16 protein-coding genes are annotated in these 15,648 nt (G+C 33.1%); 3 read left to right on the top strand and 13 right to left on the bottom strand.

The window, feature by feature from the left end:
• Positions 1-15: 15 nt before the first annotated feature.
• From LKE46_RS04125 to LKE46_RS04085, 9 genes are all read right to left on the bottom strand, one after another.
• A complete protein-coding gene (locus tag LKE46_RS04125; protein WP_291718693.1) occupies positions 16-1,842 on the bottom strand; it encodes an ABC transporter ATP-binding protein in 1,827 nt (608 codons plus the stop codon).
• A complete protein-coding gene (locus tag LKE46_RS04120; RefSeq protein ID WP_291725560.1) occupies positions 1,839-3,563 on the bottom strand; it encodes an ABC transporter ATP-binding protein in 1,725 nt (574 codons plus the stop codon). Before LKE46_RS04120 ends, LKE46_RS04125 begins: the two co-directional genes overlap by 4 nt.
• Positions 3,564-3,784: 221 nt before the next feature.
• A complete protein-coding gene (locus tag LKE46_RS04115) occupies positions 3,785-4,237 on the bottom strand; it encodes a hypothetical protein (RefSeq protein ID WP_291718691.1) in 453 nt (150 codons plus the stop codon).
• On the bottom strand, positions 4,238-5,041 hold the full coding sequence (locus tag LKE46_RS04110; RefSeq protein ID WP_291718689.1) for a DUF3100 domain-containing protein: 804 nt from the start codon (positions 5,039-5,041) through the stop codon (positions 4,238-4,240).
• A gap of 35 nt (positions 5,042-5,076) precedes the next feature.
• Entirely contained in the window at positions 5,077-6,393 is a 1,317-nt protein-coding gene (locus LKE46_RS04105) for a peptidase dimerization domain-containing protein (RefSeq protein ID WP_291718687.1), read from the bottom strand.
• Positions 6,394-6,563: 170 nt separating this feature from the next.
• Positions 6,564-6,989, bottom strand: coding sequence for an HTH domain-containing protein (locus LKE46_RS04100; protein ID WP_291718685.1), 426 nt, complete (start codon positions 6,987-6,989; stop codon positions 6,564-6,566).
• Positions 6,990-7,019: 30 nt separating this feature from the next.
• Positions 7,020-7,559 carry a flavodoxin domain-containing protein gene (locus tag LKE46_RS04095; RefSeq protein ID WP_291718683.1) on the bottom strand — a complete coding sequence of 180 codons (540 nt, stop codon included), beginning with the start codon at positions 7,557-7,559 and terminating at the stop codon, positions 7,020-7,022.
• A 42-nt stretch (positions 7,560-7,601) separates the two neighbouring features.
• Positions 7,602-8,426, bottom strand: a complete 825-nt coding sequence (locus tag LKE46_RS04090) for a pentapeptide repeat-containing protein (RefSeq protein WP_291718680.1) — start codon at positions 8,424-8,426, stop codon at positions 7,602-7,604.
• Positions 8,427-8,496: 70 nt separating this feature from the next.
• Positions 8,497-9,921, bottom strand: coding sequence for a PLP-dependent aminotransferase family protein (locus tag LKE46_RS04085; protein ID WP_291718678.1), 1,425 nt, complete (start codon positions 9,919-9,921; stop codon positions 8,497-8,499).
• Between the two features lie 102 nt (positions 9,922-10,023).
• On the opposite strand from LKE46_RS04085, the gene LKE46_RS04080 reads away from it, so the two are divergent.
• Both LKE46_RS04080 and LKE46_RS04075 read left to right on the top strand, forming a co-directional pair.
• Positions 10,024-10,512: a peptide deformylase gene (locus tag LKE46_RS04080; protein ID WP_291718676.1), complete on the top strand. Its 489-nt coding sequence runs from the start codon at positions 10,024-10,026 to the stop codon at positions 10,510-10,512.
• Between the two features lie 6 nt (positions 10,513-10,518).
• Positions 10,519-11,205, top strand: coding sequence for an aspartate/glutamate racemase family protein (locus LKE46_RS04075; protein ID WP_291718674.1), 687 nt, complete (start codon positions 10,519-10,521; stop codon positions 11,203-11,205).
• Positions 11,206-11,706: 501 nt separating this feature from the next.
• Here LKE46_RS04075 and LKE46_RS04070 read toward each other — a convergent pair.
• From LKE46_RS04070 to LKE46_RS04055, 4 genes are all read right to left on the bottom strand, one after another.
• Positions 11,707-12,390, bottom strand: a complete 684-nt coding sequence (locus tag LKE46_RS04070) for a DNA alkylation repair protein (protein WP_291718672.1) — start codon at positions 12,388-12,390, stop codon at positions 11,707-11,709.
• Positions 12,391-12,525: 135 nt separating this feature from the next.
• Positions 12,526-13,104, bottom strand: a complete 579-nt coding sequence (locus LKE46_RS04065) for a stage II sporulation protein M (RefSeq protein WP_291718670.1) — start codon at positions 13,102-13,104, stop codon at positions 12,526-12,528.
• Positions 13,105-13,123: 19 nt separating this feature from the next.
• Positions 13,124-13,915 (bottom strand): DUF1835 domain-containing protein, encoded by a 792-nt coding sequence (locus LKE46_RS04060; RefSeq protein ID WP_291718668.1) that lies wholly within the window; start codon positions 13,913-13,915, stop codon positions 13,124-13,126.
• A gap of 22 nt (positions 13,916-13,937) precedes the next feature.
• Positions 13,938-14,642, bottom strand: coding sequence for an alpha/beta hydrolase (locus LKE46_RS04055; RefSeq protein ID WP_291718666.1), 705 nt, complete (start codon positions 14,640-14,642; stop codon positions 13,938-13,940).
• A gap of 400 nt (positions 14,643-15,042) precedes the next feature.
• On the opposite strand from LKE46_RS04055, the gene LKE46_RS04050 reads away from it, so the two are divergent.
• Positions 15,043-15,645: a TetR/AcrR family transcriptional regulator gene (locus LKE46_RS04050; RefSeq protein WP_291718665.1), complete on the top strand. Its 603-nt coding sequence runs from the start codon at positions 15,043-15,045 to the stop codon at positions 15,643-15,645.
• Positions 15,646-15,648 lie beyond the last annotated feature (3 nt).

Raw genomic sequence — 15,648 nt, 5'->3', positions numbered from 1 at the left:
ATACTATTCTCTCCATTATTCAAATAATTGATTAAAATACATGTTGTAGTATATACCTTTTTTCTTCATAAGCTCATTGTGATTTCCAAGTTCAACTATTTTACCGGCATCTATTACCATTATAATATCTGCATTTCTTATAGTACTTAGTCTATGTGCAATTATAAAGCTGGTCCTCCCTTTCATGAGACTGTTCATTGCCTGCCGTATCTTTAATTCCGTCCTGGTATCCACATTACTGGTAGCTTCATCAAGAATTAATATTGATGGATTTGAAAGCACAGCCCTTGCAATTGTTATTAGCTGCCTCTGCCCCTGACTCAAGTTAACTCCGCCTGGTTGAAGCATGGTATTGTATTTTTCAGGGAGCAGTTCAATGAATTCATCTGCTCCTGCAACTTTTGCAGCAGCTCTGACTTCCGAAGAGTTGGCATCTAGTCTCCCGTATTTTATATTTTCAAGTATACTTTCTGAAAAGAGATACGTATCCTGAAGTACAATACCGAAGCACCTTCTGAGGCTGTCCCTTGTATAGTCTCTTATATCTACACCATCAATAGATATTTTACCTTTTACAACGTCATAGAATCTAGTAAGAAGATTCATAATAGTTGTCTTTCCTGCTCCAGTATGTCCAACAATGGCAGCAATCTGTCCCGGCTTTACCTCAAAATTAATATTCTTTAATATTTCAACATCTTTTCTGTAGCTAAAACTTACATTTTCAAAGGCAACATGGCCTTCGGAATCTTTCATAATTTTTGCATCGTTTTTGTCTTTTGCTTCTTCACTTTCATCCAGTATTTCAAAACCCCTTTCGGCACCTGCAACAGCAGATTGAAGAGTGTTGAATACACTTGCAATATCATTCAAAGGTCTGGAAAACTGCCTTGAATAGCTTAAAAAGCTGGCTATAATTCCAACTGTTATACTTCCTTTTACTGCTAAAGTTCCACCTACTCCTGCCACAGCTGCAAATCCTACATTATTTATTACATTCATGATGGGCATAAGAAATCCAGACCATATCTGGGCCTTTATACTTATTTTACATAACTTTCTATTTATCTTGTTGAACTGCATTATTGACATCTTTTCATGGTTGAAAGCTTTAACAACTTGAAGCCCGGATATGCTCTCTTCTATATGCCCGTTAAGCATTCCAAGTTCCACCTGCTGATTTTTAAACAGTACACTGGTCTTTTTTGCTATTATCCTGGTCAACAAGAATACCATTGGTACTGTTATAAGACTTACAAGAGTTAAAATAGGGCTGAGCATGAGCATCATTACAAAAGATCCAATAACCGTAACTATCCCCGACATAAGCTGAACAGTTGACTGTGATATTGTAGTATCTACGTTTTCTATATCATTTGTAAGCCTGCTCATAATTTCTCCATGAGTATTATTGTCAAAAAAAGAAATCGGCAGTTTTTGAAGTTTCCCAAATAGACTTTTCCTGAGGCTTATGACTATTTTCTGAGCTGTCACCGCCATAATCCATCCCTGAAAGAACGTAAGCAGAGCATCAATTATATATGAAGCTAAAAGCAGCATAACTATTAAAAAAAGCAGATTAAAATCTGTCCCGCCTTTTAGATCAGACATTGAGTCAATAGCTTTCCCAATAAGATAAGGTCCCAGAAAGCTCACTATGGAATCCAGCACTATGGAAATAAATATTATAATAAGCACTTTTTTCTGACTTCCAAAATACTCCCACAATCTTGCCATAGTTTTGGTAAAATTTTTCGGCTTCTCTACGGGCTGAATGCTGCCTTTACCCTTTACCCCTTTTTTTGGATCAAATGATGCTCTTACATTTCTATTCACAATCATGCCTCCTTTTTCCCAAATTGAGACAGATATATATACTTGTAAACTTCACAGCTTTTCATGAGATCATCATGGCTTCCCATACCTGCTATCTTTCCATTGTCAAGTACAATTATTCTGTCTGCTGCCACTATAGATGATATCTTTTGTGCAATCATTATTACAGTCATGTCCTTTGAGTATTTTTTTATCCCGGATATAATCTTTGCCTCGGTAGACGCATCCAAAGCACTTGTACAATCATCCAATATAAGTATTTCAGGTTTTTTGATAATCGCACGTGCTATGGAAACACGCTGTTTTTGTCCACCTGAAAAATTTACTCCTCCCTGACCAAGTTTAGTATTATACTTCTCCGGTAGTTTGGAAATAAATTCATCTACTTCCGCAATTTCTGATATCTTTTTTACCTCTTCCTCAGAGGCATCTTCTTTGCCCCACCTTATATTTTCAAGTACACTCCCTGTAAAAAGCACCGACTTTTGAGGTACAAGTGCTATTTTATCCCTTAAAATCCTTTCATCAATATCTTTAATATCAGTTCCATCAATTTTTATATTCCCGGAAATAGCATCATAAAACCTCGGGATCAAATTTACAAGACTGTTTTTTCCTGATCCTGTAGATCCAATTATGCCAATCGTCTCACCAGGCATACATGTAAAACTGATATCATGTATAACCTGACGTCCATCTTGATATGAAAATGATACATTCTCAAAATCTATTCTCCCAATTTCACTATAATCAGTACTTTTTTTACCCGAAACAAATCCAGTTTCTTCTTCAAATACTTCTGCAATACGGATCATTGAGGCCTTGAATCGCACAAACATGTTGAAAACAGAAGATATTATCATAATTGAAAACAAAATCTGTGTCATATAATTTATAAATGCAATTATTTGTCCTACATGCATGCTTCCACTTTCAACATATCTTCCCCCAATCCACAAGATCAATACTATCCCTATATTTATAGTCAAATTTATACCTGGAGAAAATACAGCCATAATACGCACAGCTCTGGCTGACGATTGTCCAAGATTTACATTTGCATCCTCAAATCTATCAACTTCATAGTCAAATCTGTCAAATGCCTTTACTACTCTTACTGCAGAAAGATACTCCCCTATAACAGAATTGACTCCGTCCAGAGCATTTTGAACTTTAATAAAGTATGGATATCCTATATTCATACTGGCGAATATAAGAATACCTACTGTTGGTATCACTATATATATTATTCTAGAAAGATGCATATCAAGTCTTGATGCCATAATAATACTTCCAATACATATAAGAGGGGCTTTCACAAATATCCTCATAAGTCCATTCACAAAATTCTGAACCTGAACCACATCATTTGTAAGTCGTGTTATAAGAGAACTACTGTCAAATCTGTCAACACTGGCAAATGAGAAATTTTGAATCTTCTCAAATAAATCCGATCTCAGTTCCATACTGAATTTCTGTGACACATTTCCAGACAATATATTACGTCCTGAAGCTCCAAGTGCTCCTATACCTGTAATTACAAGCATAATTATTCCATTTTTTATTACATAATCCATCTGTTCATTTGCAACCCCTATGTCCACTATTTTTGACATTATAGCAGGTTGCATGAGGTCACAAAGAGCTTCTACAGAAAGACATACTAGTGCAAGACAAAATCCCTTCCAGTAGTTATGTATATATTTTTTCATGAATTTCAAATTCATACACCTCCCACAACTTATTTTATTAATAATATTCTTTTTAAAATATAAATTCATCGTCTGCCCTGTAATATTTACAGCATCCGCAAATTCGCTTAGGGAAAAGCACTTATTGACTTTAATATAATCAATAAGTGCTTTTCTTTTCAATAAAATATTCCCTGCCTCAATAAAACCAATCATAAAATTGGATATTATAAAAATGACAATAGTTTCAAGCTCCTTTATACCTTTCCGGTAATTCTCAAAACAAATTCCGCAATTAGCGTGGCCAGGAAAAAAGTTCCAGTATAAACCACAATTGCTACAACTACTATTTTCCAGCTGAGTTCTTTGAATAACTTCAAATCCTTTCCAAGCGACAACCCTGCAAAAGCCAAAACCGGTGTAGTAAGCGCAAGCATATCTATCTTATCAAGATACTGGGCATCAAGATAGGCACCATATGGATTAAGAGGACATGTAACCAGTATGGCAACTACAGAAACCCAAAATACCATCGGAAGATTAAGAGGTACAATTTTTTTTATAATAATTCCTACAAGTGTAATTCCAACAAGTATGCCCATGCCAATAATTCCTGTAATAAGTGGTACTTTATGATTTAATGTATTTCCAACAAGGGCAATTATTCCAACTACAAAGAGAATAACTGCTTCCTGAGCAAATTTTTTCATTTAGGCTTCCTCCCCCTTTTTCTTTCTTCTACCAATTTTAGGTTCAAGCCAATTATACAATTTGTTTGCAACAGGCAGTGAAACAAAAAGTGTAAAGTATATTCCAATAATGGTAGTTATAAGATTTGATGCTGCTGCAAAACTTGCTATTTCTTTTGCTTTTTCAGGGAAGACAGCTGCAATTGCACCAGAGGCTGCTGCCATCATACTTCCCGAACCTACACCTGAACCCATGGCCAGGGCAATTGGGTCAAATATTTTAAGAGAACCCATATATCCTGCAAGAAGTCCAATATAAGCAGCCCCAAATAATGTTCCACATATGTATATTCCCATAACTCCACGACCTTCTGGAGAATCCATTCCATATTTTTCTGAAATAATGGCAATGTTGGGTTCACGATCAATTGAAAAAGTTGCACCTACCGCCTCACGTCCAAGCCCCAGCAGTAGTGCAATAGGAAGTCCCAAAATTACCGTTCCAAAAAAGTGTCCTAATTCCTGAAAACAAAGTGCCCATCCAGACTCAAGCAATTTGACAATGGTAGGCCCCATGGTAGCTCCTATTTTAGCTACAAATAATATTACGGCGATTCCCATAATTTCATTTGACAAACTCATCTCTTTAGTTGAGATAAGTTTTAATCTAGGCATACTTATAATTAACCCCATAACAAGTGCAAATAGCATGGGCAGGAATACTAAATACCCGGGACCAAGTTTAATTTTTTTCTCACCTATGAGCTCAGCTATTATAACTAATACAAGAGCAAATAAAAAGATTTTAGCATATTTTTTTATCATCGGTTCTTCCCCCTAAAATTATTTATTGATTTATATTAGTTTCTAAATTCATTCAGAGTTTTTAAATACTCTTCTTTTGAGAATTTCGGTTTGAAGTTCTTTATTACATCTTTTCCATTCTCTGCATCATTCACAAGCAGATCAACTGCTGTCATTGCAAAAAGTTTAGCAGGAACTATACAAGCTGCATAATAATCTTCAACTTTGAAATCCGGAGCATGAAGACTGCCGCTCACTCCACCTATATAAGGATGAATGCTCGGTATCAGCTGTGAAACATCTCCCATATCCGTTGATGCAAAGAAATGTCCTCCATCTAATATACTGCTTTCAGGCAGAATCTCCCCGCAATTTTTCCTGTATATGTAGGCCAGCTCCTGAAAACACTCTAAAGGCAGATAACCAGGTATTGTCTTTATGATGGTTTTTGCACCCACTGCATCTCCACCAGCTTTCAGTGCCATGTCTACTTTTTTGTTTGTCTCAAGCATTGCATCTATTGTCCTTGCACGTACATAACTCTCTATTCTGACATCATCCGGAACACTATTTACTACATCTCCACCCTTTGTAATTATAGGATGAAATCTTATATAATCTTCATCTCTAAAAGTCTCCCTGAGGGCATTTACATTTGAAAGTCCAAGCATTGCGGCATTCAGTGCATTTATTCCATTTTCAGGTGCTTCAGCAGCATGAGCGGCCTTTCCAACATACTGTATCATTTTTGCCACAAATCCATTGCTGGACTTCCCGAGAAGTACGGTAGGATCGGGACAATCTTTTGCGGAGTGCATCATCATTGCTACATTTACATCATCAAATTCACCCTGATATATAAGTTCCTGCTTTCCTCCCATAAAATGTATTTTACCTTCTTGTATAAGCTTCTGCCTGTAGTCAAATTCAATGCACTCCTCAGATGGCACTGCCATAAATGCAACATTACCGTCAAGCTTGTCAGAGATTCCTGATAACTTCAATCCTATGGCAGATCCGACCATCGCTCCAAGCTGCAGATGATGCCCGCAGGTATGAGCTGCCCCTGTTTCCGGATCGGCATTTTTGTTTCCCTTGCATATGACAGCATCAAGTTCTCCAAGAATAGCTACATTTATACCATCAGAATCATCCTTTAGCTTGGCCTTTACTCCGGTCAATGCAAGTCCATCTCTATACTTCAAGCCTATTTCATCAAACATTTTTTTTACTTTTGCAGATGACTTTTTTTCCTTGAAGCCTAACTCCGGTTCACTTTCAACTGATTTAGAAAAATTTATTATTTTCTCGGAATTGTCATCAATTGACTTACACACTTTCTTTTTTAATTCTTCAACTTCTGTTTTGTCCATAATAGCCTCCTGTCTAAATTGACAAATCTCAACATATGTACATTATAAAATGACAATTTGAAAATTATCATAAAAATATTCTATTACTAAATATAGTCTTTGTCAAAAGCACTGTATAAATTGGGAATTATACCCTCGATGCTATTTTTTATCTAGAATTTTATTGAAATTTATGGTTCTAATTCTTTTAAAAAAAACCGTAATGCCATTACTGTTTTGGATATTTTATATTTGCTCTCTAAAGACACCAACTTAGGGGTTTCAACTAAACCACTAACTTCTTTTTCACTAACTCCAGACATCAATGCAATTGTTTCTACCGAAATATTATGATATTCTAATAAGACCTGCAAAAATGCTCCAACTTTAAAATCAGCATCATCTTTTCCAATTAGTTCAAGCATAAAGACCAGATCAGATATTTTACCAAAATCTTTAGAATTCTCAAATAGCTTTTTTTCATCCTTACTTAAAATGGCTTCCTTTTTTACATCTAATAATTTTGAAAGTACATCTGCATTAAACTTGTATTTTTCAATCAACAGATGTAATGTTTCCATTACATCTTTCAAAATTACCGCTTTCATATCTTTCATATTGGACACCTTTCTTACAAAAACATTTTTTCAATGAGAATTTTGTGAAATAACATAAGCTATTATTTTATGTATATTCTTCTTGTCTGTAAAATCTACCGGCTTATCATATATGGAAAGCATACCTATTTCATCAGCTGACAACTCTCGCGGTTTTTTATTTTTGATTTTCCATTTCAGCAGCATCATAAGAAACTTATCAAAAAAATTTAGTTTGCTATAATTAAAACCACCTCTTAAATAAAAAAATTTGATGTATCTGCGCTCATCAACCGAAAAATTTTTATCAATTACTTCATTTATAACATTATCTCTTAAAGGTGATGCTCCTGTTGCAAAAACAACTAACTTTTTATTTTTAAGCTTCTTAATATTTTTTCTAATTAATTTTATTCCAATAATGCCCACCGCATATAAACTTCCACCATAAATTATAGTATCATATTTATCCAGCATATGAACATTAACCTTTGATGCATCAAAGATATCAGCTGATAACTCTTCTGCAATCCACTTAGCGTACTTTTTTGTAAAACCTGTTTTGGACTTATATATTACTACTGTTTTCATTATTCACCTCTATATATCCAAAATTTGTCGTTCTTTTATTTATTATTTCCATGTTATGGGATAATCCAAATGTTCGGGTAGTTTCGTATTTCTATTTCCCCTGGCAGAATTAATTTGTCCTTGTGTTAAGAAAACAGCCTCTCTCAGATCTGCATTGCTAAAATTCGTATCTCTTGTATCTGCTCCTAAAAAAACTGTTCCGTCAAATATACAACCGTCAAAATTAGCTGCAATTAATAATTTCATGCTTAAGTCCAGTCCACTCATATCTTTCTTTTTAAGATTCCTTCCTAAGAACTCTGTTAACCTCTTATTATCACTATTTCTAAAACACTTTATAATAGAATCACAAACTTGCTTCAAGGTAATATTAACTTTATTTCTATAACTATCAATATCAATATTAAGGACACTTTGTGGAATGGAATTACATAGACCTTCATTTTCATTAATCAAACTTTCAATATCACTCCATAATTTTTTTGCTGGAATTACTATTCTTGATTCTTCTAAAAAGTAGCGTATTTGATATAATTGAAAAACAATTACAAAGATATCAAATATTTCTTCAGATTGCCTGGGTAAGGTTTTCCATGTGTCACCTTTATAAATATATTGTGTTACATGTTGTCCTGCCCCAAAGCAATCATATCCTATGCAGCCCTTCATATTACGTCTTTCCAATTCATGATGAATTTTACAGCGATAATTATTTTGTAGTTTTGTACAGGGCTTACCTGCTTTTTTATCCTCTGGAAAACCATCTATTTTTGAAAAAAATAATGCTGTACAACATAAGCCACTACATTCTGAACAATCTACCTTTAATTGTTCTAATCTATCCTTATTTTTTTCGTGTATCTTCATATTATAATCTCCTCAAAACGTTCTAATTTTAAATATATTATATCATTGTTCTTCATATGAAAACATCAACTCAAAACCAGGCTTTTTTTAAAAACCTTATTCCATTTTCCATCTCCTCAAAACTCAGATGTCCATATCCCATCAACACCATATTATGTTTTTTATAATTATTTTTATCAAAATAATAAAAGGATACAGGATAAACTTTGACCCCTTTACCTCGAGCTCTATTTATCAATTCCTGCTCATCCAGCTTGTTTTTTACCTGAAGTACAATGTTAAGTCCTGCTTTCTCACCATAGATGGCAGCATTTTTTCCAAATTCATTTTTTATACAATCTATAAGAAACTGCTGTTTTCTAGCATATATATTTCGCATTTTCCTGAGATGGGCTTCAAATAATCCTTCTTTCATAAACTCTGCAATTGTCAGCTGATGAATTTTGGATGCAGTCTGATTTATAAAGCTTCCTTTTTTAATAAAAAGATTCATTATGCTTTCAGGTAAAATCATGTATCCAACATGCATTCCGGGAAAAAGAGTTTTTGAAAAAGTTCCAAGATAAATTACTCTATTTTCATTATCCAGGCTTTGAAGTGAAGGTATCGGATTTACATTATATCTAAATTCGCTGTCATAATCATCTTCAATAACATAGCCACCGCATCTGTCAATAAAATTAAGAAGTCTTATACGATTTGAAACAGGCATGATCATACCCATAGGATGCTGATTGGACGGCGTTACATATATCAACCCCGGGACCGTTTCCAGGATTTCAAGTTTTTTTATGTCCATTCCAGACTGCGTTAATTCAATAGGCTCTATATTATATCCATACCATTCAAAAACCTTTCTCACAGGAGAAAAACCCGGTTCTTCAAAAGCAATATTCCTATTATAATGCTCACTAAGCAGTTCGCATAATACAGCCATCAAAGTCTGTGTCCCTGCACCTACAATTATCTGTTCAGAAGAACAAGCCACTCCTCTTGAACTTTTGACATAATCTGCAATCTGATTTCTTAATTCAAATTCACCTCTGGGATTCGAATAGGTCAATATGCCCATATTTTCTTTTTTCATAATACCCTGTTCAATTTTTCTCCAGTTTGCAAATGGAAAACTGCCGTGATCCACCGAGCCGGGTTTAAAATTATAGGGATATGCTCTATCATCTATATGAATACTTCTCAACGGTTTAAGCTTTAAGGGTACATTTTCTCTCTTGACGGTTTTTATCTGCTTATCTATACCTTCCACATAATAACCACTGCCCTTTCTGCTATAAATATAGCCTTCACACAGCAGTTGGTTATAAGCCTCCTGAACTGTATTTCTGCTGATACAAAGCCTGTTCTTAAGCTGTACTATAGACTCCAATCTATCGTCTTTTTTAAGTATCCCTTCCAGTATAGCTTTTTTGTAGCATCCATATATCTGAATATACAGCGGTTTTTCACTTTTATTTTCAATGAACACTGGTATTTCCATAAAATCATCCCCATAATTTTTATAAAAATTATACCTTTTTATAGTAACAATTATATAGTAATATTGTATCAAATATATATCACATGTAAAGGAGATCGTTTTATGATAAAAGAAATACTGTTACTTGGAAATGAAGATCTATATAAGAAAAGCCTTCCTGTTGAGAAAGGAGAAATAGATGCAATAGAGAAAACTGTTTCGGATTTGCACGATACCTTAATTGATTTCCGCAAAAAATATAATGCAGGAAGAGCAATTGCAGCTCCACAGATTGGAATATTTAAAAGATTGATATATATGTATATTGACAAACCTATGATTTTTATCAATCCCATACTTAAATTTGACGATGATGAAATAATGGAAGTACTGGATGACTGTATGTCCTTTCCAAATCTGCTTGTAAAAGTTAAACGCTATAAAGAATGTACCGTAAAGTACAAAGATATAAATTTCATGGATAAAACAATAAAATTTCAAGGAGATCTATCAGAATTGATACAGCATGAATATGATCACCTGGATGGAATACTGGCAACAATGAGAGCTATAGATAACAGATCCTTCTATCTAAAAAACAAAGGAGTATAAAAAATTATGAAAAAAATAGGAATTCTGGGCGGAATCAGTTCCGCTTCCACAATTCAATATTATAAAACCATACTTAGTATGTATTATAAAAAATTCTCGGATTACTATTATCCCGAAATAATAATCAACAGTTTGAATTTTCAATATTTTACGGATTTAGAAAATGAGCATAAAACTTCTGAATATATAAATTATATAATAAACGGTATAAACAGCTTACAAAAATCTGGTGCCGATTTCGTTATAATGGCTGCAAACTCCCCCCACTCAGTATTTCACAGTATAAAGCAGCAAATAGATCTGCCTGTGCTTAGTATTGTGGATGCAGCTGCCGAAGAATGCAGCAGACTTAAATTGAAAAAAGTATTATTGACAGGGATAAAGTACACCATGCAAAGCTCTTTTTATCAGAAAGGATTTGAATCCTGCGGCATAGAGGTATTGACCCCATCGGAAAAACATCAGGATAAAATAAACTCAATAATTTTCAGTGAACTTGTTTTAAATAGGGTAACGGAAAATGCCAGAGAAAATTTCAGGAAAATCTTGTCCAGCTATGATGTGGATGGTGTGATTTTAGGCTGTACCGAATTACCACTGCTGCTAAATCAGAAGGATATGAAACTTCCATTGATTGACACTCTCAAGCTTCATTGTAAAGCGGCATTATCATACGCTTTAGTAGAATCCTGAACTGGAGTCACAGCCTCAAATACCTTCCTTCAGTAATGATTATATGAGCAAATCCATTAACTATAGTTGTAAAGTTCATCATTTATGGATAAAATATTATTTGGCATACTGATTAGCTCCCGTATGTTGCTTACAAGTTTTTTATAACACGGTTGGGTACAGTGTGTCATATCTAATTTTTATCATTATTACCAATTTAGATTTTTATTTTGCAGAACTAAAGTTAATAAAAAAGATTATCAGCAGAACAAAAATTAAAAACATAAACAAACTATAAAAGTATCTATGGTCAAGAAAATTTAATACTGCAACAACAAAAGATAATATCAAAGCTATCCAGAATGAAAAATCTTTATTTATATTCATTAACTATTACCACCTTAATCTTCATTTCACTTTCCAAAACAATTTTCACTTTCAATTCATCATAAATACCAATATATTTAGAAATCCTGTTTAATTTTGAATTCATGCGATTAACTTCACTACGTATTCCTATGGTTATTTACGTTTCATGTTTTTAATAATTAACTTTGTTTTATTATCAATTCTAAGAGATTCTGTTATTTTCTGAAGTGATTTATTATATGTAAAATCATCTAAAGAATTATTCTTTAAATATAGCATTGTGCTTTGGGGAAATTTTATATAACAAATTGACACAGCCCAGGCCACTGCCATTTTTACATAATAGTCATCTTTCTTTATCTCATCCAAAACATCAAGCACAGGATTTATGTAAACTTCATCTATATAGAAATCCAGCAGAACCACTACACCAAAACGAATATAAAATTCTTTATCTGATTTCAAATAAGGCTGTATGAAATTCCAGACTTTTTCTTTATTTGACTTTATAAATTTAAGTCCATTGCAAAAGCTGTCACAAATACCCCAGCCATCAATCTTGGGAATAAATTCACCAACAAGCCGAAGCCTTTCCTCCACATCCACCTTTACACATCCTATCACTATTCCCTGAAGCATTATTTCCTCATAGTACTCACTTTCAACTGTTTTGAGGTATTCTCTCCAGTCTCCTTTGGCTATTTCCTTTGCAAGTTTTCTCAAAAGAGGCATTCTAACTCCAATTATACTGGAATCAGTGGGAGATATTTTAGTATGAAATTCTTTATATTTTTCATCTGCCAGTTCAAAAATTTTTTCTCGTATTTTTTGATTCAATTCAATTCTCCTTGTCTTAATTTGTGATTTGAAAGTTCAGACTGCAATTAGTCAATTTATAAATAGTTAAATAAGATTATATATTACATTTACTGATCAATCGTCCATTATACTTTGGGGATTATCTTTATTTTGTTATCCTATGTATGGTGTAATAAATGCTTCAATTAGTGCCGCCAAAATAAGCAAAGGAAATGCAATCAAGCAATAAGATTTGACGACTTTCTTAAAAGCTGAAACAAGATCAACTTCAACGTGTACTTTCTTAAATACTTTACTTCGAATCGCTTGATTAAATCTGTATAGGACCGCCAGTATAACAAAAAATGCAAGCAATTCAATTATGGCATGAGGTAAAATGCCTAAAAAAATCTCAGGAATTGTTATTTTGCCTTGCAAATCCGGTGCCAATGGTAAGTAAAAAATGAAACCTGTAACAGCTGCGGTTAGTGCAATAGGCAAGTAGTAAATAAATGGAATAGGTACAAGAGATAAAATAAACATTTGCAGTGGAACTTTGACTCCATTATTGATTACATATTGAAGAAATTTTTCTAATTGTGTTTTACTGGTTCCTATGCCTTTATTGTCCGCCCAGTTAATAAACTTAGAGATATCCGGCTGGATAAGTGAGGATACAACAAAAGCAATTATAATGATTCCTAATGTGACAATTGAAAATCTAATTATTAATTTTCCAGACTCTTTTAGCATAAAATAAACCTCTCATTTTTTATGATTTTTTTATTTTTAATTCTCGCATGAGGCTTAAATTACCTCTATAGTCAATTTTGCCCTCTTTTATCAGTTCTGTTATTCTCCAGAAAATAAAGATATCAGATACATAATTTTTAGCTTTGCCTATGACTTCCCCTACTGTTCTCGCACTACATATAAAATTCCTATATGTATAATGAAGGATCATGTCGTCAAAATAATCCACTTGAACACTTTTAACTTCATTGCCTTCACAAATACGCAGAATTGAGTTTTCTCTCTTCAGTTTCTCCCACAGTGCCATTAAACTGGAGTACCTGCTAAAGCCCATTAATTTCCTTATTCCTGTAAATTCACTAAACCTTTCAGGAATAACTTCTCCCACTGCTCTTGGTGTATACTCATTTCTTTTTCCGATATTATAAGTAATGTCTGATACATTTATGGTATACAAACTATGAATTTTGTCTTTAATCGTGGACAGAATATACAGTATTCCACAAATTTCCTTTGCATTGTTGCTATACCATATATAAATATCTTCATCTTTAATTTTCATCAGATCCTCAGCAAGTTTTTTATAATGGTCCTCGATCTCCCCAAAAATTATGCTATTTTCTTCAATATATATTTTTTTATACCAATTAATTCTTTCTTTTAATTCAATGAGTTCATCTATAGGTCCATTGGATAGATCATCAAAAAATCCTACTACTTTTTTACCCTCCAGCAGCCCTGTTTTAACTGCATGTCTCATGCCCGCCCAGGCACTGTCAGAACAGCATATATGCATTACTCCTTTTGCCACTTAATAAACCTCCTCTTATTATCTATCGTACATAATATTTTAGCCACTGCCTAAAATATTTCAATTGTTCTTTGGTATGAAAATAATGTTCCCCATGCTCCATTACCTCCAAATTACAATTGAAACGTTTGGCAAATGAAGATATCACAGCAAATTTACATAGGCTGTCCTCTGAGCCATATAGAATTGAAGTAGGAGTATCCCACATATCAACAGGATGTTCTTTCACATAACAATAGTAATCCCAGTAAAGAGTCTGTCCTATAGGAGTACAAATTTGTTTTTCTAATTTTAAGTTGTCTTCAGTTATATTAAAACATGCCATCATATTACTTATGATAAGTTCCATATTTACTACAGGTGATAGAAATAGGCACTGTTTCAATAATTCATGTTTGTATGTAAGTAAACTAAAATATGCACCCATACTACAGGCAAATATATTTATGCTGCTCCACATAGATTTTGCATAATTCATAATAATACTAAGATCCTTAACACAGTTTGGAACTTTGCAGGGATAAGACTTATCCTTACGATCCCCATGCTCAGGTAGATCAAAACTAAGAACTTGATAGCCTTTTGCAGCTGCTTCTTCTGCAAATATAATAATACTGTCATCTGCCTTATTTGACATATTACCATGAACTGCTATAAATAATTTATCTGATTTTTCTCCCCACAAAATTGCTGGAATACCTTGTATTTTAAAATTATGTTTTATCATGATGTTTATCCTCCATAAATTATAAATAATTCATCTAATAATATTATTGTTCATTATACAAATTGTTGTTTAATTCATCATTTCTTTAACTACCTCAAAATTATTTTGCAAATATCTGCTGTCAATAAAATCATGTGCCAAGGTATTCAAATACAACAATATATGCATGGCTGTAATTTTTAATTCTAAAGCGATTTATCCACTCACGTTTTATAATTGCGTGGAAGGATTCAATACAGACATTATACCATTGATATACTTTTTTAGAATAACTAAGTATCATTTTTGAAGCAGCTTTTTCGTATTTCTTTTCAATGGAAATACAAATCTTGACACAAAAACAAATCAATGTTATATTAACAGTGTTAAGTTTATTACCACTGTTAATGAAGGTGATGGAATGAGTTTTAAAAAACGACGTTTACAAGAAAAGGAAGATATGAAAAATTTGATTTTAAATGCAAGTATTAAAATCATCAATGATAATGGATATGATATGTTGTCAATGAGGAAAATTGCAAATGTTATAGAGTATTCTCCTACTACCCTCTATCTTTATTATAAAAACAAAGCACAAATAGCAGAAGATATTGGCATAAGAATATCCGAAAAGATTATTATGGATATTACCGAAATATTATCGAAACAAGATAATCTGACAATCAAAGAAAAACTAGAACAATCATTTAAACAATTCATTTTGAGTATGACCAGTAATCCTGAAATGGGTAAGGCTTTTATTAGAAGTGGTTCGAATGTAATGTTTAAAATTAAAGCTGATGAAAAAACAGGAGAAAATCTCTTACAAACACTGCTTATAGAAGGGCATACACAGGGTATTATTAAGGAAGTGGATAGTAATTCTTCTTGGATGATTTTAACTGCTCTTATTGGCTTTGGTATGAACTCTATTGAAAACCAATTATACCTTTTAGATAATTGGGAAGATTTAATTGAATCGTTTGTCAGCATTCTTATGAATGGAATTGCAAAGGAGAATTGAAAA

This window comes from Clostridium sp. (assembly GCF_022482905.1).
Lineage (GTDB): Bacteria > Bacillota > Clostridia > Clostridiales > Clostridiaceae > Clostridium_B.
This window is presented reverse-complemented; position numbering and strand designations above follow the sequence as displayed.